This window comes from Cerasicoccus sp. TK19100 (genome assembly GCF_027257155.1).
GTDB classification, from domain to species: Bacteria; Verrucomicrobiota; Verrucomicrobiia; order Opitutales; family Cerasicoccaceae; genus Cerasicoccus; species Cerasicoccus fimbriatus.
Map to the genome: position 1 here is coordinate 748,582 of NZ_JAPWDU010000003.1, position 19,092 is coordinate 767,673.

19 protein-coding genes are annotated in these 19,092 nt (G+C 57.9%); 5 read left to right on the plus strand and 14 right to left on the minus strand.

The window, feature by feature from the left end:
* Nucleotides 1–39: 39 nt before the first annotated feature.
* Nucleotides 40–1,674 carry a diacylglycerol kinase family protein gene (locus tag O3S85_RS09705; protein WP_269540062.1) on the minus strand — a complete coding sequence of 545 codons (1,635 nt, stop codon included), beginning with the start codon at nucleotides 1,672–1,674 and terminating at the stop codon, nucleotides 40–42.
* A 134-nt stretch (nucleotides 1,675–1,808) separates the two neighbouring features.
* Between O3S85_RS09705 and O3S85_RS09710 the strand changes: the two genes are divergently transcribed.
* Nucleotides 1,809–2,663, plus strand: coding sequence for a DMT family transporter (locus O3S85_RS09710; protein ID WP_269540181.1), 855 nt, complete (start codon nucleotides 1,809–1,811; stop codon nucleotides 2,661–2,663).
* A 334-nt stretch (nucleotides 2,664–2,997) separates the two neighbouring features.
* Here O3S85_RS09710 and O3S85_RS09715 read toward each other — a convergent pair whose 3' ends face one another.
* On the minus strand, nucleotides 2,998–4,497 hold the full coding sequence (locus tag O3S85_RS09715) for a trypsin-like peptidase domain-containing protein (RefSeq protein ID WP_269540064.1): 1,500 nt from the start codon (nucleotides 4,495–4,497) through the stop codon (nucleotides 2,998–3,000).
* 154 nt (nucleotides 4,498–4,651) lie between these two features.
* On the opposite strand from O3S85_RS09715, the gene O3S85_RS09720 reads away from it, so the two are divergent.
* A complete protein-coding gene (locus O3S85_RS09720; RefSeq protein WP_269540066.1) occupies nucleotides 4,652–5,503 on the plus strand; it encodes a PEP-CTERM sorting domain-containing protein in 852 nt (283 codons plus the stop codon).
* Between the two features lie 11 nt (nucleotides 5,504–5,514).
* Here O3S85_RS09720 and O3S85_RS09725 read toward each other — a convergent pair whose 3' ends face one another.
* Nucleotides 5,515–6,690 carry an MFS transporter gene (locus O3S85_RS09725; protein ID WP_269540068.1) on the minus strand — a complete coding sequence of 392 codons (1,176 nt, stop codon included), beginning with the start codon at nucleotides 6,688–6,690 and terminating at the stop codon, nucleotides 5,515–5,517.
* Nucleotides 6,691–7,122: 432 nt separating this feature from the next.
* Here O3S85_RS09725 and O3S85_RS09730 point away from each other — a divergent pair, with 432 nt between their 5' ends.
* On the plus strand, nucleotides 7,123–8,460 hold the full coding sequence (locus O3S85_RS09730) for a thymidine phosphorylase (RefSeq protein ID WP_269540069.1): 1,338 nt from the start codon (nucleotides 7,123–7,125) through the stop codon (nucleotides 8,458–8,460).
* A gap of 205 nt (nucleotides 8,461–8,665) precedes the next feature.
* Here O3S85_RS09730 and O3S85_RS09735 read toward each other — a convergent pair whose 3' ends face one another.
* The 5 genes from O3S85_RS09735 to O3S85_RS09755 form a co-directional block, all read right to left on the minus strand.
* Nucleotides 8,666–8,851 (minus strand): YqaE/Pmp3 family membrane protein, encoded by a 186-nt coding sequence (locus tag O3S85_RS09735; protein WP_269540071.1) that lies wholly within the window; start codon nucleotides 8,849–8,851, stop codon nucleotides 8,666–8,668.
* A 3-nt stretch (nucleotides 8,852–8,854) separates the two neighbouring features.
* The gene (locus tag O3S85_RS09740; protein WP_269540072.1) at nucleotides 8,855–9,853 is read right to left on the minus strand and encodes a mechanosensitive ion channel family protein; all 999 of its coding nucleotides are present in this window, start codon (nucleotides 9,851–9,853) and stop codon (nucleotides 8,855–8,857) included.
* Nucleotides 9,854–9,932: 79 nt separating this feature from the next.
* Entirely contained in the window at nucleotides 9,933–10,100 is a 168-nt protein-coding gene (locus O3S85_RS09745; protein WP_269540074.1) for a DUF1328 domain-containing protein, read from the minus strand.
* Nucleotides 10,101–10,149: 49 nt separating this feature from the next.
* The gene (locus O3S85_RS09750) at nucleotides 10,150–10,806 is read right to left on the minus strand and encodes a hypothetical protein (protein ID WP_269540076.1); all 657 of its coding nucleotides are present in this window, start codon (nucleotides 10,804–10,806) and stop codon (nucleotides 10,150–10,152) included.
* A gap of 47 nt (nucleotides 10,807–10,853) precedes the next feature.
* The gene (locus O3S85_RS09755) at nucleotides 10,854–11,084 is read right to left on the minus strand and encodes a hypothetical protein (protein WP_269540078.1); all 231 of its coding nucleotides are present in this window, start codon (nucleotides 11,082–11,084) and stop codon (nucleotides 10,854–10,856) included.
* A 324-nt stretch (nucleotides 11,085–11,408) separates the two neighbouring features.
* Here O3S85_RS09755 and O3S85_RS09760 point away from each other — a divergent pair, with 324 nt between their 5' ends.
* Nucleotides 11,409–12,071 (plus strand): hypothetical protein, encoded by a 663-nt coding sequence (locus tag O3S85_RS09760; protein WP_269540080.1) that lies wholly within the window; start codon nucleotides 11,409–11,411, stop codon nucleotides 12,069–12,071.
* An 82-nt stretch (nucleotides 12,072–12,153) separates the two neighbouring features.
* Here the strand turns inward: O3S85_RS09760 and O3S85_RS09765 are convergent, their stop codons facing one another.
* The 6 genes from O3S85_RS09765 to O3S85_RS09790 all read right to left on the minus strand — a co-directional run bounded on the left by O3S85_RS09765 (nucleotide 12,154) and on the right by O3S85_RS09790 (nucleotide 18,212).
* Nucleotides 12,154–12,996 carry a carbohydrate ABC transporter permease gene (locus tag O3S85_RS09765; protein ID WP_269540082.1) on the minus strand — a complete coding sequence of 281 codons (843 nt, stop codon included), beginning with the start codon at nucleotides 12,994–12,996 and terminating at the stop codon, nucleotides 12,154–12,156.
* Nucleotides 12,993–13,910, minus strand: coding sequence for a carbohydrate ABC transporter permease (locus O3S85_RS09770; RefSeq protein ID WP_269540084.1), 918 nt, complete (start codon nucleotides 13,908–13,910; stop codon nucleotides 12,993–12,995). The genes O3S85_RS09765 and O3S85_RS09770 overlap by 4 nt, the downstream gene beginning before the upstream one ends.
* Nucleotides 13,907–15,256 carry an ABC transporter substrate-binding protein gene (locus O3S85_RS09775; protein ID WP_269540085.1) on the minus strand — a complete coding sequence of 450 codons (1,350 nt, stop codon included), beginning with the start codon at nucleotides 15,254–15,256 and terminating at the stop codon, nucleotides 13,907–13,909. The genes O3S85_RS09770 and O3S85_RS09775 overlap by 4 nt, the downstream gene beginning before the upstream one ends.
* A 406-nt stretch (nucleotides 15,257–15,662) precedes the next feature.
* On the minus strand, nucleotides 15,663–16,439 hold the full coding sequence (locus O3S85_RS09780; RefSeq protein WP_269540086.1) for a sugar phosphate isomerase/epimerase family protein: 777 nt from the start codon (nucleotides 16,437–16,439) through the stop codon (nucleotides 15,663–15,665).
* Between the two features lie 25 nt (nucleotides 16,440–16,464).
* Nucleotides 16,465–17,208: an NAD-dependent epimerase/dehydratase family protein gene (locus O3S85_RS09785; protein ID WP_269540088.1), complete on the minus strand. Its 744-nt coding sequence runs from the start codon at nucleotides 17,206–17,208 to the stop codon at nucleotides 16,465–16,467.
* Nucleotides 17,205–18,212, minus strand: coding sequence for a serine hydrolase domain-containing protein (locus O3S85_RS09790; RefSeq protein WP_269540090.1), 1,008 nt, complete (start codon nucleotides 18,210–18,212; stop codon nucleotides 17,205–17,207). Before O3S85_RS09790 ends, O3S85_RS09785 begins: the two co-directional genes overlap by 4 nt.
* A gap of 148 nt (nucleotides 18,213–18,360) precedes the next feature.
* Between O3S85_RS09790 and O3S85_RS09795 the strand changes: the two genes are divergently transcribed.
* Entirely contained in the window at nucleotides 18,361–19,056 is a 696-nt protein-coding gene (locus O3S85_RS09795) for a hypothetical protein (protein ID WP_269540091.1), read from the plus strand.
* Nucleotides 19,057–19,092 lie beyond the last annotated feature (36 nt).

The window sequence follows — 19,092 nt, forward strand, 5'->3', positions numbered from 1 at the left end:
TCTCAATTTTGAAGCGTCAGCCATTCGGCTGGCGCTTTTTTATTTCACGTCCAGCGAGCAAAATACCTTCAGCGATTTGGGCTGGCACTCGACTTCGATCGGAGCATTGAAACCCGTTTCACCGTCGATGATGATGCTTTGGCCGGGCTCGGTGGATACCTTAACTTTGCGGCCCTGGTAGCGGAGCACGGCGCTGTTCTCGTCGAGGTCCGTATCGCTGCTCAGGAGCAGGTTCGCAATGGCCTTGGGCGATAGGGCACCCTCGTCCTCTCCAGCCAGGATTACGGTGACGTCCAGCTTGCCGTCGGTAAAGTTCGTCACCTCCAAGCCATTAGCAAATACCGAGGTGCTTGGCGCGGCGTTGGCGATGACCACGCTGCTAACCTGATGCTCGTGTGTCTCGCCATCGATCTCGATCATGGCGGTGAACGCCTCTTGCTCGGAGACACTTTCCAGGCCGCCCAGCAGATAGGCGAGCATGCCGCTTTCGTCCTTCTTCTCGCGGTCGGCTTTCTCGACCATACCGGCTTCGAGGCCGATGCCGGCGAGCAGGAAATACGTGCCGTGGTTGCTCTTGGCGGCGTCGATTTGGGCGATGTTGCCCTGCAAAATCTGGTGGCAGGCGTGGCGGATGGGGTCGATGAAAATACCCGCCCCAAACAGGCAGACGGACAGGCTGTTCGCGGTGCCGCCGGGGACGATGCCCAGCGGAATGTCCTCACCGGCAAGGGCCGAGGCAACCTCGCCCACGGTGCCGTCCCCACCGTAAACGAGCATCTGCTCGAAATCCTGTTGCAGGGCTTCGCGGGCGCGCTCGCGGCCGTTGATCTCGGGCGTCGTTTCGAGGACTTCGATGTCCATATAGGGTGACATCAGCTCGAGGATTTCCTGCTTCACGTCGACCTCGCTGTTCTTGCCCGAGGCAGGGTTGTAGATGAGGCAGGTGCGCGGCTTGGCAATGGGTTGGTTGGCCTCGGCAAACTTATTGAGCAGCTCCCACTGGCGGGCGTTGGGCCGGGCAATAGGGCGAATGTCTTTTATCTCTTGCAGCAGGTCTTCGTAGCTGCGGTCGGGCGCGAGCGCCTTGAAATATGCGAGCACGGCCATGACGGAGCGGCCCTTGCCCAATGCGCAATGGATCAGCACCTGCCGCCCGGCGCGGCGCTGCTCGTGGATCCAGGTCACCGCGCGCTTGAGCTGTGCGAGGTTCAGCGGCTCGTGGTCCATCACGGGCACATTCAGGTAATGGACGTCACTGGGCAGAAGGTCGCGGGGGAGGGTGTCGAACTCGGCCGTTACGTCGAGGATCGCGGTTATCGCGCTTTGGTCGATCAGCTCGGTGTCGGTGGGCAACAGCCGGCGGCCCAGCCAGACGCCGTCGCGCAGCCTTTGCATGCCCGGTTGGCCGTCGCGTGTGCGGGCCACGATGTTATAAACCGTCACCCCGAACAGCACGGGGAACAGCACGCATTTGACCCAAAATGGCAGGCGGCCCTCCTCGGTTTTAAACAGCAACCTGCCGCGACTGGTGAAATACGCGACGCCAAACCACAGCACCGAGGCCGCGATCCACAGCAGCAGAATCATCAGCGGCCAAGGCAGAAAAAATGAAACGATGGCGGTGATCGCGCCGCCGCCCAGGTAGTAGATACCGCGATTTACGTGGTCGAGCATGGTAGTTGCGTTATTATTACCGCAACTCCGCAACTTTGCAACTGAATCACCGACAAAGGCTTCGACACCTGGATGCGCAAACAAAGCTGGCGTCTGCGCATGGCATGAGCCAGTGATGAAGCGTGGTTCGGCATGTGGTCATTTTGATCCTCGGGGTCTTTTGTTGTTCGACGGCGGTGATTTTCATCAAGGCGTCGACGACCAACGTGCTGTGGCTGAGCGCGCTGCGGCTGCTGATCGCCAGCGCCATCATTGCGCCGCTCTGGCTGCGGGATGCGCGGCAGACGAAGATGCCGCCCGGCCTGTGGCGGATGACGTTTTGGCCCGCGCTGTTCCTCGGCCTGCACATGATCAGCTGGCTCTATGGCGCGCGAATCACGCCCGCAGCCCAGTCCACGCTGATCGTGAACCTCGCCCCGCTGGCGAGCCCGTTCTTCCTCTTTTTCATGGTGGGCGAAAAGGTCAGCCGACGCGAAATTGCCGGCACGCTGGTGGCCCTCGTCGGTGTGTTAATCCTCTTTGGTGACGACCTTTTCGACACCGATGGTCCGCTGTTGGGCAACGTGGTGTGCTTCGGCTCGATGCTGTTGTTTTGCGTGTATCTGGTGATCGCGCGGCAGCTGCGGGAAAAGTCGACGCTATGGACCTACCTCGGCCCGCTTTACCTGATGGCGGGTCTGATCTGCGTGCCGCCCGCGCTCATCTGGGCTCCGCTGCCGGACGTAGGGGGCTGGGATTTTAAGGAGTGGGCGATGGTGCTTGGGCTCGCCGTCGTGCCGACGGTGTTTGGGCACTCCGTGCTCAACTTCGCCATGCGCCACTTGCGCGGCCAACTGGTCACTACGGCCAACACCGCCCAGTGCATCTTTGCAGCGGTGATGGCATACTGCCTCTTCGGTGAGGAGCCGGACTGGGCATTCTACGTCGCGGCGACGTTTATCCTGGCCGGCATTTTGATGAATATCCTGGGCAAACGGCAGGCGGGGTAGCTGGCGTTGGCCCTCTGGGGATAGCTGGCGTAGGTTCTCTGGGGGGAGGTAGCGCAGGCCGCACCCCATAGGAGTGAGCAACGTTGTCAGGTAGGGCTCGCGCTCGCGCGACGCCGCAATAGGTGGCCATGTAAGATAAGCTCGAACGTTTGCGGCATCGCGCGAGGGCGAGCCCTACAACTTTTCCGCTGAAGCCGTCAGCATGGGGCGCGGCGCGAGACGCACCTGCGCCACCCGCTTACGGCGTGGAGACGCTCCGCGTAACCATATCTCAGTTCGTCCTGCTGGCCATTTCGCAGTGCGAAATCTCTGGATGCAACCGCAGGTTGCCCAGCTAGGATTTCGACTTGGGCGCGATGAGGGGCACGTAGCGGTAGCCGCCTTCGTGGAAGACATACAGGCGGTTGACGCCGTCCGGGCTAAGCGCGGCGAGGGCCTCGTCGAAATTTGCGACTTCCTGGCCGTTGATGGACTCAATGACCATGCCGGGCGAGAGCAGCTCGGCATATTTGTCGGTGACGCCGGATATCAGCAGGCCGTCGACATTGCCCGGAATCTCGTGTTCGCGACGGTCGCGCGGCGTGATCGGGGTCACGCTGACGCCCTTGATCAAGGTATCCGGCTCGACAATTTCCATGGGCTCAGGCTTGGGCGCGGGGCGGGTGGGGCCGGAGAGCAGCGCGTCACGGTCGCCGAGGGTGACATCGAGATCCAGATACTGCTGGTTGCGGAAAATGGTCAGCGCGACATCCGTGCCCGGTGCCTGGCTGGAGATCAGGTAAATCAGCTCCTGCACGGAGTCGACCCCCTGGCCGTTGACTGCGGTGACCACGTCGCCATGGCGCATGCCGGCTTGTTCACCGGGGAGGCCGGGTGTTACGCGGACGACCAGCGCGCCACGGCTGCTGCTCAGCCCGAAGGCCTGCGCGAGCTGGCGGTCGAGGGAGTCCAACTGCACGCCGATGAAGCCGCGGCGGACTTCCCCGTCGTTCACAAGGCTGTCCATGATCTGGGAGGCGAAATTAATGGGAATGGCAAAGCCGATGCCGATGCTGCCGCCCGAGGTGCTGGCGATGGCGGAGTTGATGCCGACCACACGGCCTTCGGCGTCGACCAGTGGCCCGCCGGAGTTGCCCCGGTTGATGGCGGCGTCGGTCTGAATGAAATTCTCGTAGCCCGGGCCGTTACGCGAGGCGTAGATGCCCAAGTCGGTGCGGTCGAGTGCGGAAACGATCCCCTGGGTAACGGTCAGGCCGATGCTGAGCGGATTGCCCGCGGCAAACACGATGTCCCCCACGCGGAGCTGCGAGCTGTCCCCCAAGCGCAGGTAGGGCAGTGCCTCGCCGTCGGCGGTGTTGAGCTTAAGCACGGCAACGTCGGACTGCGGGTCGGCCCCCACAACGACGGCTTCGAACTCACGCCCGTCATCCAACTGCACAATAATTTCGTCGGCCTTGACGTTGGACCGGCCGCCGGCCACCACGTGGTTATTGGTCAATACATAGCCGTCGGGGGTGACGATAAAGCCCGAGCCAACGCCGGACACCGTAGGGTTGTCTTCCATGCCGTAATAGCGGCGCAGCATTTTCTCCTGGCGGCTAAGCTCGGCAAAATGCGAGGTGTGGACGCTGACCACGGCGGGTGTGACGTCGTCCAGCACGTCAGCGAAGCTGACAATGCGCGGGCCGTTGCGTTCCAGCGGGGCGGTATCGCGCTCCAGCTTCGCGGGCGGCAAATCGCTTTCGGCGACGAGCTGATTGGCGGCGAACCCGGCAACAATCGCCGACGCCGCTGTTATCGTGAATGCGAGGGTGAGTTGGTGGGAACGTTTCATGAGTGTTCGGTTAGACAGAGATCGAACGGAATGGTTTCATTGGGCACCCATTCCGCTGAAATTTATAAGCCAGCTGCATCAGTTTTTCAACTGAATGGTATTAGTAAAGCGCTTGACCTCGCGCCCCCATCTCAGTATTATTGACCATCCCCTTATGAAAAAAGTAATCTATCCCCTCCTCGTTCTCGGTCTCACATCTTCTGTGTCGGCCAACCTGTTTACTTACGATGGCTTTGACGAACCCGTCAGCCCGAACGCCCCAACCAATTGGCTGCCCGACGCCGGAGACGGTGCCAGTTCCCTGCATGGTGAAGTCGTTTCCGGCTCTCTGAGTTACACCGGATTGCAGGACTCCGTTGGCAACAGCTTTGGCCTAGCGAACAGAACTGCCGACTATAATTACGATGTCCCGGATGTGACCCTTGCCGTTGGAGAAACCGTATATTTTTCATTTTTGCTACAGTCCAATGTGGCGGATACCTCGTGGAACGGTAATTTCCGGTTGTTTAATGACCCTGATATTTTCGGCAACGCAATCTCGGTGGGTTGGGGGTCCGCTAACGCTGATGACACGAATATGGGTTTCTCCCTGAACAATAGAAACCGAAATTACACTCATGCTGATTCGATTCAGACCGGAGAAAATTACTCGCAAACTGGCACTCATCTGGTGGTCGCTTCGTTTACGCTTGGTTCGGGAAACACAAACGGTGAGCTAAGCCTGTGGATTAACCCAAGCTCAGCGACCTTTGGCACATCCACGCCTCCAACTGCCGATGTGACTATAGCGAGTTATCAGGCTCAAGATACCTATACCAGCTTCGAAATCGTCTCGAACGGCTCTGGCTCATTCCCGAGTGACTGGCAGATGGATGAGTTTCGCGTCGCTACGGACTGGGCGGACGTGGTTCCGGCAACCGTCCCCGAACCAAGTGTGTATGCGCTAATGGTCGGCTTGTTGAGCATGCTGGTGGTCGCCCGCCGGCGTCTGAGCGCGGCCAAGTAAGCGCCACTCGCTTAATTCGCATCCTGGCACTGCACGCTGGTTCTTTCCGCAGCGAACAGCATGACGACGGCGTAGGCCAGGAGCAGTGCTGGCAGCATCGCCAGGGTCGTCGAAGCTGCCAGAAAACCAAAGAGCGGAGGCAAGAACGTTGCCCCAACGTAGGCCACCGCCATTTGCACCCCCATGAGCATCTGGGCGTTGCTTTTGCCAAAGCGCGCCGGGGTCTCGTGTAGCATACAGGGGAAAATCGGTGCGCAGCCCAGCCCAATGAGTGCAAATCCCGCCAGTGCAAACGGAAGGGGCAGCGGCAGCAGCATCAGGGCGATGCCAACCAGGACAGTCAGGCAGCCAGCGCGGATCAAGGCGTCATTGGAAAAGCGAATGGTGACGAAGCCCGTGAGGAACCGGCCCAGCGTGATGCTGGCAAAAAAGAGGGAAACCCACCGCGCTGCCGAAGCGGGATCGCAGCCTTTTATTTTGAACAAGAAAGAGCCGCCCCAGAGCCCCATGGTGGACTCAATTCCGCAGTAGAGCAGAAAGGTTACCAAGGCCGACTTGGCCCCCTTGAGTCGCAGTGGGTAGAGGAATGATCGCGCGGATGAGTCGCCGTTTGTGGGTTCGTCTGGCTCTTCGCCCGAGCCAACCATGCCCCACAGGCGCAACGTGGCCAGCAGGACCCCCACGAGCACAAACTGCAGCACCGCAATCGACAGGTAGCCGAAACGCCAGGTGTGCCCCGCCAGAAGAGAGGAGGATAGAATCAGCGGGCCGGACAACGCCCCGACACCCCAGAAGCAGTGGAGCCAGCTCATGTGGCGTGACTCATAATTGGCCGCGACAAATGCGTTCAGCCCGGCGTCGACCGCCCCGGCACCCAGTCCGAGCGGAACGGCGGCCAGCGGCAGCCACCAAAACGACGGGCTCAGGGAAAACCCCAGCAGTGCCACCGCCGTGAGCCCGACGCTGCAGGCCGTCACCTTGCCGGTTCCAAACCGGGTCAGCATGGTACCCGCCAGCATGCTCGAAATAATCGTCCCGCCAGCGGTAATCATGTGCACCAGCCCGGCCAACCCATAGGCGACCCCGAACTCGGATTGCATCGCCGGCCACCCGGCACCCAACACGGCATCAGGCAGCCCGAGGCTGATGAAGGCAATGTAGATAAGAATGAGGAGCGCGCTTGCCATTAGGTGATGCTTGGGCCTTGTCTGTTCTGATCGAAGGCTCGACGAAAAGGAGCATGCTGAGAAACTCAAGACAAGCGGCATATATTTCAGCAATCTTCGCCTAAATGGTGGTGCTCCCGGGGAGTCGAGCTTGATTCACGTGCGGTGGCAAGGTGCAGTGCTGCATACGCTGTCGTTCTGCCACAGCACGATCGTTTTCTTGTAAGCCTCAGCCGGGCAATTACTTAGCGGATTTGTCCATTGATAAAAAATCCGGACTGATGCTGCATTTTGCAGTGTGACTTGGCGGTAAAAACGGCGAATCGAGTCATTTTGACCCGTTAAAACGGGCGTTTGGTCTAGAAAAGGCTCGACAAAGAGACGATATTGGTTCTCTTTAGAAGGTTTACGCGCAGTAGCGCTCAATCAACTCACAAGCTATCAAATATATCAATGGCGCAGAAATCGTTATTGGCTTCTCGCAAGTTCATCAAGCCCTCTTTCTCGTATCTCATCGAGAAAAAACGCGATGGGGGTGAGTTCTCGGATGAAGAAATTCGTTTCATTGTCGATTCAATCCTCGACAAGGAAATGCCCGAATTTCAAATGGCCGCATTGGCCATGGCCATCTACTTCCAAGGCATGTCCGCTCAAGAGACGGCGGTATTGGCGGAAGAGATGATGCTCTCCGGCGAGGTAATCGACCTTTCAAAATTAACGCGTCCCAAGATCGCCAAGTATTCCACTGGCGGCGTTGGCGATAAGACCACTCTGGTGCTCGCTCCGCTGGCCGCTGCCTGCGGCGTGATCATGCCGTCGATGAACGGTGTCGACGAAAACTTCGTCATCAGCAACCTGGACAAGCTTAGCGCGATCCCGAAGTTTAAGCCCAACATGGAGCTGAAGGACTTCATCAAGCAGCTCGACGAAGTCGGTTGCGCGATCGTGTCCCAGCATCCGGAGATTGCTCCGGTGGACGGCATCCTTTACGACTTGCGCCAGAGCACGGCCACCATCCCGAGTCTGCAGCTCATCACCGGCAGTGTGCTGTCGAAGAAGCTGTCCGAAGGCGCGGAAGGCCTCGTGGTCGACGTCAAGTGGGGCAACGGTTCTTACATCAAGGATGTTGAGCAGGCCAAGCAGCTTGCCCGCAGCATTACCCGCGTCGGTCGCAGCATGAAGCGCCGTTGCGTGGCTTTGGTGACGGACATGAACCAACCGCTCGGCGACACCGTCGGCACTGGTTTGGAACTGCTCGAAGCCGTGCAACTGCTCAAGGGCGAAGGCCCCGAGGACCTGCAGGAGCTCGTGCTCAAGCTCGGCATGGAAATCGTCCGCCTCGCCGGTGTGGCTGGCTCGACCCTGTCGGCCAAGCAGACCGTGCAAAAGCACCTCAAGGACGGCTCCGCACTCGACAAGTTTAAGGAAATGATCGAAGCCCAGGGCGGCGACACCGCCTTCATCGACGATCCGGAAAAGATGCCCACCGCCAAGTATGTGCGCAAGCTACCGGCTCCGAAGCGTGGCTACGTTCACACCATCAACGCTGGCCAGATTGCCCGCGGTGTGCAGATCCTTGGTCAGCGCAAGAACGGCAAGTATGATCCGGCCGTTGGCGTCTCGGAGATCAAGAAGGTCGGCACCCAGGTCAAGCAAGGTGAGCCGTTGATGATGATCCATTACAACGACGAGTCCAAGCTGGACAGCGCTCTCGAATACCTGCGCAGCGCTTACCGCCTCGCACCGAAGCGCCCGAATCCGCCCGAGCTCATCGTCGAGCGCGTCGCTTAAGCTTCGCCTAAGAACCTCGATGCTGCGCATCATAGCGACCAAAGTTTGGTCGCGGCGATGAGGCAGTCAGGGATTACGAAATTCATTTAAACAAAGCCCCCGGTCACTCCTGATTGACCGGGGGCTTTTTGTGTCTCTGTGTTCTGTGTATCTGTCTGCCTGATTGCCGGGCACTCCCATACCCGGCGAAAGTCTTCAAAGGGGATTACGCTGTGGCCGGGCGCGTGGACTTATCCGAAAAGATCACGTAGAGTGCGTGCAGGATGCCGGGCACCCAGGCCAGAAGCGTCAGGATGATGCTGATGACCAAGTGCGTGCCCGCGCCGCGCTTCACGGCAACGGCTGCCGGTGGCAGGATGACTGCGAGGATGACGAGTAGGATAATTTCCATGGCTTAGCTTTGGGTTTCGGAGGTGGCTGGTTCGAAGACTTCGCCCATCGGCTCGGCGAGGTTTTGCCCGCCTTTGATGCCGAAGTCCAAGGTGCGAATGGGGAACGGGATCACGATGCCTTCATCGTCAAAGGCGTCCTTAATAGCTTTCACGCCATGGTGAATTGCGGCGTAGTAGCTGGTGTCGCCATCCGGATAATTAATCCAGTAGCGCACGCTGAAATTGATGGAAGAGTCGCCGAACTCCAGCGCCCAAATGTCCACGGGCTTGTCGTCGGCGAGAAAGTTCAGGCCCTCGATTGTTTTGCGCAGGGTGTCCTCAACGTGGTCCAGATTTTCGCCATAGGAGACGCCGACGCCGATCGTGATGCGGCGTTTGCCGGACTGGCTGAAGTTTTCGAGGACGTTCTTAAAGACTTCTTTGTTTGGGATGTAAATGATCTGCCCGTCGAAATCGCGGACAATGGTGTTGCGTAAATTGAGGCGCTCTACGTGGCCAAAAATGTCGTTGGACTTGATGAGATCGCCCGGCTGAAACGGCTTGCGCACGCCAAGCATGAGGCCGGCCAACAAATTTTCCGCAAGGTCTTGAAAGGCAAAGCCTAGGGCCAGGCCGATAATACCAGCACCGGCGAGCAGTGAAAAGACGGCCTTTTGCAGGCCAATGAGGTCCAGTGCCAGAAAGAATCCGACGGCGATGATCAGCACCTTGCCGATGGTCGCCATGAGATCGGATATGGCTCGTGAGTCAAATACGCGGCCGAATACCTTTTGCAGCGTCTTGTTGATGACGTTGCCCAGGATAAAGAAAACGGCGACAACGATGCTCGCGATGACCAGATTGGGGATCATGCTGACGCCAGTTTCGAGCCAGTGGGCCAGCTTGCCAATTAGCAGATCGGCGAAGTGCTCCACGTCGTAGTCGAGGTTGGTGTCCGGCATCGTCAGCTCAGCGTTGTCTTGTGTCGCTTGGGCGGTGTCGGTAGTATTTTCGGCAGCCATAAGTCGTTTATTCGGTTAAACATGCCCGCGCAGGTTGTGACTGACGCGGGCATGGCGTGAAAGGTTTCACTTTACGGAGTTATCCGTTTTTTCGAATGGCACCAGTGATGGCGGATACGATCAGCAGCACGAGGAATACGAAGAACAGGATCTTGGCGATTCCAGCTGCGGCACCGGCGATGCCGCCAAAGCCGAGTACGGCTGCAATTAGAGCGATAACGAGGAATGTAATGGTCCAGCTTAACATGATATTTCTTTTGATTGATGATTAATGTCTATTGGTGGTCAGTGGTGGATTAGTAACTGCCGCTGACGTAGATTGCGCGGCCTTGGCCTTCGTAAAAGCCCATGGCTTCCAGGGACTCGCCGAAGTTGTAGTCGCCATCGACACCATCAGTACTGTCGGCGTTGGTGATGACGTAATGGGTGATGTCGCCCTCAATCGGACGGTCGAGGTGGACGCTGTCCTGAGCAACACGCTTGGCTGTGTTCATGCTGTTCTCGACCTTCAGCGTGGAAATCACTGCGATGTCGCCATTATCGAGTTGGATGACGCGCTGGATTTCCAGGTCATAGCCGGGCTCAGGCGTTTCCACCTTGGCGATGATCGGGTAGTGCGAGCGCTCGCCATCGTCGTTGTTGGCGAAGTTGTCGTTGTCGTCCGGCATGTCGACATCGATGGTAGGCACCTTGATGGTCTTTTCTTCCATGCGGACATCGACGTCGGCAACTTCGACATCATATTCTGGCAGTTGGCCGCCCTTGGCATCGACATCGACGGATGGCAGCTCGCCTTCCTCGGTCTTTACGACTTCATACTCGGGGAGGTTGCCGGGCTCGGCTTCCACCTCTACTTCGGGCAGTCGGGCTTCTTTGGTTTGGTCGACGTCACAGCCCGCGCTGAGAAAAGTGATGGCTCCGGCGGCGATGATGATGGTGAATTTGTCTTTCATATTTAAAGCTTTCTGAGTTGGCGGTTATTTTTGATGTGGAATTGATGTTAGTTAGTGGCGTCCTTGATGTTGTCGCCGGCTTCTTCGACTGCGTCTCCAACACTGTCGCCAGCGTCTTCCACTGCGTCTTGAGCGTTGTCGCCAGCGGATTCAGCGGCGTCGGAAATAGAGTCGCCTGCGTCCTCCAAATGGTCGCCGACATCGCCGTCACATCCGGTGAAGGCGGTCATGGCAAGGGCCATTAAAAATGCGGTCAGTGATACTTTGATGTGTTTCATAGCGATTTATTTGGTTCGCCATGTTTAATGCATCACCCTTGCCAACTTTTTGAAACTATCCAGTAAGTCGCTATACATCAGTGCGATGCGAATTTATAACAAAAACACGCTACCCAGAAACCTTGCACATCACGGCGCTCCCAACGCTACGTATCCCGCATTTTGCAATGAATTGAGCACAGTTGGGCACGCCATTTCTGGCGGAGGTCTAACTACACCAATGGAGATGCGCGCACTATATTCGGCATGATGTCAGTTAAACCGATATCCGTGCTTTCGGCTTGAGACTTCGCTCAGAATCAGATTATCCAAATATAACTGCTCATGTTTAAAGCCATATTGCCATTTGCTCTCTTAGTCGTCGCGGTAACTTTGGAGGCTTCAAGTCCTTGCCCTGAGTTTTTTCAAGCTATCAGAAATTACACCAGTGTCTTCAGGAGCCTTGAGGCTATGGACGTAGCAGATGGCGTCAGTTCTGTTAATGAGGTGGGGCTTGAGTTAAAAGAGTCATGGGCAAATACGAAGCCGTTCCTTGATGAATATAACCCTGAGTTAGCGGAATATTTAAATGGTCGAGCAGCCCTTCTCGTGGTTGCGACGTATATGATTCAGTATAATCCGGGATGGGATACCGTAGAGCCAGTGATTGATAAACATGGAAATGTGTTGATCGACCCATACGACGAGACATGGAAGGAAAAATACCACGCAGCAAGCGCCGCCACTCCACAATCTTACACAGATGAACTCACTCAGCAGTTATCACATAAATATCCAGACGCATCTTTCATTCGAAAGAACGGTCTGCTCTACGTTCCAGAGAAAGATATGTCATTTTTGGTAGATGCTATTTCGATTTCTTTAATTGAGTCGGCAAAGGCAATGCTCGAGCAAGAGGATTTGATTGAAATCAATGATCCGGAATCTCGGTCGCGTATTGTTAGTGCGTTGCAAGATGCGATCGATGATATACTGGTGATTCCGTAGCTTTCGAGAGCCGCCTCACCGGTTATCACTTTGCCCCCTCATTTGCGCAATGCGCAAATCTATCGGTCCAGCCGGAGGCTGGTTAGCCTTTGCCACCGGTGGTGGCGATGCCTTCGATGAAGTAGCGCTGGCAGAAGAAAAAGAGCACCAGCACCGGGAGGACGATGAGCGTGGAGGCGGCCATGAGGTAGTTCCAGCTCGTGCCGCCGCCTTGGGATTGGTAGGACTGTAGGCCGAGGGCGAGGGTCATGTCCTGCTGGTCGTTGAGGTAGATCAACGGGCCGAGGAAGTCGTTCCAGGTCGCCATGAATTGGAACAGGGCGACGACGATTAATGCCGGCTTTGCCAGGGGCAGGATGACGTGCCAGAAGATTTGAAACTCGTTGCAGCCGTCGATGCGGGCGGCTTCGGAGAGGTCTTTGGGCAGTGTCAGGAAAAACTGGCGCAGCAGAAACACGTTGAACGCGCCGGCGAAAAATGTCGGCACCCACAGTGGCTTGAAGGTGCCCGTCCAGCCGATCACTTTAAAGAGCGTGTAGATCGGCACCATGACGACGGGGAAGGGGATCATCATCGTCGCCAGGACAAGGAAAAACACCGTATCGCGGCCGCGCCATTCGATGCGGGAAAAGCCATACGCGGCCACTGCGCTGCTGAGCACCGTGCCGAGAACGGTCATTACGCAGAGGAAAACGGTGTTGGCCAAGTAGCGCCAGAAGAAGCGCATTTCCTCAATGGCCTCGGGGTAGTTCTCCCACAGGAACTCATTGGGAATCCAGCGCGGCGGGATCGACATCGTTTCATTGAGCGGCTTGAGCGAGGTCGACACCATCCAGGCAAACGGTGCCAGAAAGGCAATCGCGCCGAGAATGAGCAGCACGTAAAGGCAGAGGGTTTGCGTCTTTCTGGCGGCGTCGGAAGTCATTTTCCTTCGTAGTGGATGTGGCGTGCCGAGAGACGGGTTGCCGCCAAGGTGAGCGCGAGGATAATCAAAAACAGCACCAGCGAAATGGCGCACGCGTAGCCCATACTCAGGCTGCGGAAGGTCTTGTTGAAAATATAAGTCGCCGCAAATAGCATGGACCGGCCGGGTCCCTCGCCGCCCTGCGTCATCACGTAGGGCACGGCGAATACCTGAAACGAGCCGATCAGCGACATGATGCCGTTAAAATAAATGACCGGCGAGATGATGGGCAGCGTCACGTGGCGCGTCTTCTGCCAGAAGTTGGCCCCATCGAGGTCGGCGGCTTCGTAAAGTGAGCGCGGCACATCCTGCAGGCCAGCCAGGAAGATGACGACCATGTTGCCCACGCCCCAGGCCCCGGCGAGGATCAGCCCCAGCTTGGCGTAGGCGGGGTCGGCCAGCCAGTTAGGTGGCATAAAGCTGGTGCCGAACGCGCCGTTGAGAAAATCCGTCAGCGGGCGCAGGGCGTTGTTGATCAGACCGATGCGGCCATTGAGCATCCATTGCCACAGAACGGCCAGGCAGACCATCGGTACGAGCGAGGGCAGGAAGTAAATCGTGCGGAAAATCTTTTTCCCCGGCAGGTCGAAATTGAGCAGGATCGCCAATAGCAGCGCCATGAACAGGTTGAGCGGAATCGAGATTGCGGCGAAGTAGGCGGTGTTCCAAATGGACTGCCAGAAGAGCTTGTCGACCGCCATATCGGTGTAATTTTCCACGCCGATATAGACTGGCTTCGAGAGTGTCGAGTAATCGGTAAACGACAGCGCGAACGAGCTGACCAGCGGGTAGAGCGCCATCAGCACGAAGCCGATAATCCACGGGCTGATAAAGAGCAGGCCGAGGCGGAGGTTACGCTTTTCCGAGCCAGTCATCGCGCGGCCTCCTGGTCGAGCTGGTCCCACTCTCGCTGGCGGGAGTCGGCGACTTTGTTCCAGCGGCGCTGCATGCGGTCTAAGAGTTTTTGCTGGCGCGCCTGCACTTCGGCGAGCGCGTCCTCAGCGGTGGCGTCGGCGCGGCTGACGGCATCATTGGCGTTAACCATGTCGGCCTGATACTCGTGCATGGTCGTCAGCGGCGGGCGGCTGGTCGCCTTGGGGTGAGCGGCGAGGTCACGGTAAATTTTAATGAACTCATTGGGGTGCTCGGCGTAGAAGGTGTCGCTGACTTCCGACAGTGGCGAGAACTTGCGCTGCAGCAGGCAAAGGCGCTCGATGACCTCCGGGCGCTGCACCCAGGCCATGAATTCGAAGGCTTCGTTGGGGTGCTTGGCCCCGCGCGGTATGACAAGCAGATTCGTTTCGACCAGGTTCACGCCGTAGTCGGCGGGGTCCTCCGTGGGGAAGGGCGCAACGCCCCATTCGAAGTCTTCCGGGGCAAAGTTATTGATGAAATTATACATCCACGGCCCTTGGATTTGCATGGCGATCCGGCCTTGAAAAAAGGGGTTCTGCGGTGAGGCGAAGTTGCCACTCATGTCTTTAAAGGCGAGGATCTGACTCCGACCAAATCGCTCCGGGTAGGAGCGCATCCACTCCAGTGCGCGGACGTTGCCCGGGTGGTCGGCGGTGATCTGCTCACCGTCCCAATACTGTCCGCCAAACCAGTAGCACCACGAGTCTTGCCACCAGCCGGGGTCGGTCGGTAAGTGCCCGAGCACGGCGATTTCGCCGCGGTCGTTAAAGCGGGTCAGTTGCTCGTTAAACGCTTCCAGTTCGGCGATGGTTTTCGGCGGAACGTCGGGGTCTAGCCCGGCTTCGCGGAAGAGCGTCTTGTTCCAATGTAGTGCGGTGTTGCCCGGCGTGGTTGGCAGGCCCCAGAGGCGACCGTGCAGGGTGAGTAGCTCCCAAACGGCGGGCAGGTAGTCGGACTCTTCGATGCCGTATAGCGCCGCATGGCCATTAAGCGGGGTCAGTGCGCCGTTCTCGGCAAATACGGGCACATCGGCCGAGCGAATCCCCGCTAAATCTGGCGGATTGCCCCCGGCGGTCGCGAGCAGGAGTTTGCGCTCCATTTGGCTGACCGACAGGAAGTTCACGTAAATGCGGTCCTGCGAAGCATTGAAATCATCGACGATGGCCTGCATCGCGTCTCGCTCAAAGCCGCTCCAGACTTCCCAGTAGTCGATGACCACGCGGCCATCTTGCCGGGCTTCGTCCGCGCATCCGCCCAGCACGCACGCCGCCACGAATAAGACGGCGGCAATTAGGCGTTGGGGCAAGCTGGTGGGGGAGAAGCGCCCGGTCATGCCGCAAGATTCAAATAGGGCACTCTGCGAAACGCAAGCGAGGTTTACGACGATGTGAGGTGCGTTCAGAGAACGCGAAGCTTTGACTTCGCATATTTATCCATCTCAAGAAAATGCAATCCGCCTTAAGAAAGGTAGCGCAGGCGCGTCTCGCGCCACACCCCAGTGGAGTAAGACAAGTGGTCAAGTAGGGCCCGCGCTTGCGCAAAGACGTAACCGCTCAAGCTCGCAGGGTCTACTACGTATTGCGGCGTTGCGCAAGCGCGAGCCTTACTTGGCAGCGGCTTTAGCCATAAGCATGGGGTGCGGCGCGAGACGCGCCTGCGCTACCATGGAGACGCTCCGCGCTACCTGAAAAATGCTGCACTGGCCCGGGGCTCTACACTTTCGCCACCAACTGGTCGTTGCACCAGTCGTAGGTGCGCTGGATGCGGTCCCAGGTGGCCTCGCCCTCTTTGCAGAATTCGACGGCGATGCTGTGGCCGTAGCCGGTGGTGGCGAGGTGCTGGAGCAGGGTGGCATAGTCGACGCCGCAGTTGTGCAGATCGCCGTCGGGGCGGTTGCCGATGTGTGGGTTTAGGTGAACTTGCCGGACGTCGGCTTTGAGCACTTCGTAGTCACCGACGAGATCGCCATTGTCAAAGGCCTGGTAGATGAACTTCAGGTTTTCCGCGCCAACGAGCCGCTTGAGCTTGAGGCAGGACAAAGGGTTGTCCGCCAATGTCTTTTCGTGCGTTTCGACGGCAAAGGTGAGGTCGGGTGCCCACTCGGTGATGTCCTGCAGCGAGCGAACGGCGGTGATCCACTGCTCTTCGGTGGCGACATTGCTGCCGATACCGGTTGGGCCGGCGTCGGTGAATGTGCGGATCATGCGCGCGCCGAGGTGGCGGGCAATGTAGATGCTGCGGCGGGCGATGTCCATGGATTCGCGCCAGAGCTTTTCATCCTGCGTGAACCAGAAATATGGCGCGACACCGGAAATCGTCAGGCCGTGGTCTTCAGCGCAGTGGCGAATGGCGTCCAGCTCGGCGTCGGTCTTGCCCTCGACTTGCTTGTAGATGATCTCAATTTCGTCGAAGCCGACTTTTGCCGCGTGAGGGATGACTTCGCGAACGTCGGTATTGCGGTAGGCGATGGTGCACAGGCCGAGTTTCATGGATGGGGGATAGTTTGGGTTTGGGTTAAGCGCCGGCGGGCAGGGGAAGTCGGTCAAAGTCGTAGCGGGGTGTCCAGCGAAGGCGGTCGATGGTGTGCTGGCTGCCCCACATTTTCTGTGCTTCGCGGGTGCTCATAACGGGGAAAACGTCGAGTGAAGTATCGGTCCGCTCCAGGGCGAGGCGGGCGACTTCACCAACGTCGCGACGATCACAATCGAGCGGGGCACGCTCGGAAATGTCACGCCCATACTTATCCTGCATCGCCTCGGCGTCAACGATATAGCCCAGGCGCAGGATGGAAACGGTCATGCCGAACTCCTCTGCGTATTGGCGGCCCAGGGTTTCCTGGCAGGCCTTGGTCGCACCGTAGAGTGAGCGCGCACTCAGCGGCACGGTCTTTACCCACTGGCGGTAATCGGCAGGTGGCTTCATGCCGGTAGTGGATATGATGACAATTTTTCTTATGCCGAGCTCGGCTGCGGCGTGGAGGACGTTAGCCGTGCCGGTGACGTTGATCTGAAAGCACACCTGCGGTGTCTCGTAGGCATCGGGCTTGCGCGGTGCCATGTGGTTGATGATGACGGCGTCGACTCCGGTCAGCGCGCGGCGGACGTCGTCCAGGTCGGTCACATCGCCCTTGAGGCATTCGTGTGGGGGTAAGTCCAGGTCAAACACGTCCATCAGGCGCAGTTCATGTCCTGCGGCCACGATGGGCTCGATCATGCCACGGCTGAGAAAGCCGCCGCCGCCAGTGATTAGAATTTTCATAAGCACTCCTTCAGGCGCGCGATGACCTGGTCATAGTGGTTCATGTTGATGACGCCGTCGTCACCCATGCGGACGATAATCGCGTCGCACTCGGGGATAATCAGGCAGATTTGGTTGCGGTTGCCCTGGGCGGCAATGACCTGGCCGGAGCCGGAGGGCCACAGTCGCTGGCCATTTAGCTTGATGCCGTTAACCCAGAAATGCAGGCCGTAGGTGCCGGGCAGCCAGTCGCGATACCAGCCATCGAGCGCGTCCCATGGCGGGGCGGCTGAAAGCTTTTGCGAGGTCTGCGCCTCGGTTAGCCACTCTCGGCTGATGAGTTGTTCGCCGTTCCATTCTCCTCCTTGCAGCATCAGGCGGCCAAACAGCAGGAGATTGCGCGGGTTCAAGTGAACTCCCGCCCCGAAACCACCGCTGCCGCCGTTGTTTTTGCCGTCGGGCGTGTCGATTTCGCCCCAGCGAAAATAGTCGTAGTCGAAGCCGATTTTTTCCCCGATTTCTCGGCGAAAGAGCGCGCCCATGGGCTCACCGGCAGCTCGGCGGACAGCCAGCGCCAGCCACTCGGACTCGGGCGAGTAATGCAGGCAACGCCCGGGGGCGAAGCGTGGTTCGCGCACGTCAAAGGGATTCAGCGGCACGCTGGGGTCGGCTTCGTTGGCCTTGGTCTGCACGCCGGAGGTAAAGGTGAGCAAATGCCGGAGCGTGACGCCCGCGTAGTGCTGCTTCAGCTCAGGCAGCCACTCGGTGGCCGGGGCGTCGATGTCGAGCCTGCCCGCGTCGACCATCAGGCCCACGCAAGTAGCGGTAAAAGACTTCGTGGCGGACCAGGCGTTGTAAATACGGTCGGTGATCGGGCCTTCCCAGCGGACTTCGCCCGCCTGCCAGAGTAGGGAGGATTCGGCACCGTCATGCAGCGAAATATCGGCCAGCACGTCCATCACGGACTGGGCATCGGCTTCGCTGATCGCGGGGGCGCTTGTGGAGCTAATTTCTGAAAGTGACATGGTTTGGGTTTTCCTTATCGGGGTCTAACAGAATTGGCTTACGAGTATGGTTGGTCAAGGCCAATATCACGCGTTAGGTCACACCTTCGATTAAAAACTGCTGAGAACGGCATTGACTACGGATATCTTAGTCAAAAAGTGATTGCCGATGTTATTGGCCACGTTTCGCACCGTAGTTCTTCTTATCCTGGCTTTGTCGTGGAGCAGTTTACTGGACGCGCGTACCTGGACGCATCAGGACGGGCGGACATTTGAGGGGGACCTTATACGCGTTGATGACGACTCGGTGGTGATCGAACGCCTTTCCGATGGGGAGATTTTCCACGTTCGCGTAGCCGTTTTATCGACTAAGGATCAGAACTTCATTCGTATGCAGGAGGAGGGTATGTCTGAGGCGACAGCCAAATCGTTGCTCATTCGAACAGTCGCGATTTGGGTAGGATTTAGCTGGCTAGGCCTCATCGTAATCTTCCAAATTGGCCGTGGTTTTCATTTTCCCAATTGGGGAATTCTAAAATTCATCGCTTGGCTGTTCGTCAGTGAATTCATCAACTTTGTCCTGATTGGGTTGGTCTATCTGGCGGTTATTTACCAGAAAAAGGGTTACGAGTGGAACGCGTACAATACCGGTGTCTTTATCGGTGAATCGATTTTGCATCCGGCAACGTATCTCCTCGGGATATTTCTCTTGTTGATCGCCGGCTGGCCCAATAGCTGGTTTATCGGGACTACCTATTGGAGGGCCGTATTGTTCCTGGTCTGTAATTGGGTGATCATGTGGTTGACCTACCTGCTTTCCACCACCACGATCCTCTATACCATGCGGGCAATGCTGGATTTCTAAACGTGACTTTTTCGTAACTTACACGTGTGGGATAAG

Excerpts from the sequence above, each read along its gene's own strand:
- O3S85_RS09750 (WP_269540076.1), bottom strand. The coding sequence starts at position 10,806 with ATGAAAGACAAATTCACCATCATCATCGCCGCCGGAGCCATCACTTTT.
- O3S85_RS09790 (WP_269540090.1), bottom strand. The coding sequence starts at position 18,212 with ATGTCACTTTCAGAAATTAGCTCCACAAGCGCCCCCGCGATCAGCGAA.
- O3S85_RS09705 (WP_269540062.1), bottom strand. The coding sequence starts at position 1,674 with ATGCTCGACCACGTAAATCGCGGTATCTACTACCTGGGCGGCGGCGCG.
- O3S85_RS09740 (WP_269540072.1), bottom strand. The coding sequence starts at position 9,853 with ATGGCTGCCGAAAATACTACCGACACCGCCCAAGCGACACAAGACAAC.
- O3S85_RS09725 (WP_269540068.1), bottom strand. The coding sequence starts at position 6,690 with ATGGCAAGCGCGCTCCTCATTCTTATCTACATTGCCTTCATCAGCCTC.
- O3S85_RS09765 (WP_269540082.1), bottom strand. The coding sequence starts at position 12,996 with ATGACTTCCGACGCCGCCAGAAAGACGCAAACCCTCTGCCTTTACGTG.
- O3S85_RS09720 (WP_269540066.1), top strand. The coding sequence starts at position 4,652 with ATGAAAAAAGTAATCTATCCCCTCCTCGTTCTCGGTCTCACATCTTCT.
- O3S85_RS09755 (WP_269540078.1), bottom strand. The coding sequence starts at position 11,084 with ATGAAACACATCAAAGTATCACTGACCGCATTTTTAATGGCCCTTGCC.
- O3S85_RS09745 (WP_269540074.1), bottom strand. The coding sequence starts at position 10,100 with ATGTTAAGCTGGACCATTACATTCCTCGTTATCGCTCTAATTGCAGCC.
- O3S85_RS09785 (WP_269540088.1), bottom strand. The coding sequence starts at position 17,208 with ATGAAAATTCTAATCACTGGCGGCGGCGGCTTTCTCAGCCGTGGCATG.
- O3S85_RS09780 (WP_269540086.1), bottom strand. The coding sequence starts at position 16,439 with ATGAAACTCGGCCTGTGCACCATCGCCTACCGCAATACCGACGTTCGC.
- O3S85_RS09760 (WP_269540080.1), top strand. The coding sequence starts at position 11,409 with ATGTTTAAAGCCATATTGCCATTTGCTCTCTTAGTCGTCGCGGTAACT.
- O3S85_RS09735 (WP_269540071.1), bottom strand. The coding sequence starts at position 8,851 with ATGGAAATTATCCTACTCGTCATCCTCGCAGTCATCCTGCCACCGGCA.
- O3S85_RS09715 (WP_269540064.1), bottom strand. The coding sequence starts at position 4,497 with ATGAAACGTTCCCACCAACTCACCCTCGCATTCACGATAACAGCGGCG.
- O3S85_RS09770 (WP_269540084.1), bottom strand. The coding sequence starts at position 13,910 with ATGACTGGCTCGGAAAAGCGTAACCTCCGCCTCGGCCTGCTCTTTATC.
- O3S85_RS09795 (WP_269540091.1), top strand. The coding sequence starts at position 18,361 with ATGTTATTGGCCACGTTTCGCACCGTAGTTCTTCTTATCCTGGCTTTG.
- O3S85_RS09730 (WP_269540069.1), top strand. The coding sequence starts at position 7,123 with ATGGCGCAGAAATCGTTATTGGCTTCTCGCAAGTTCATCAAGCCCTCT.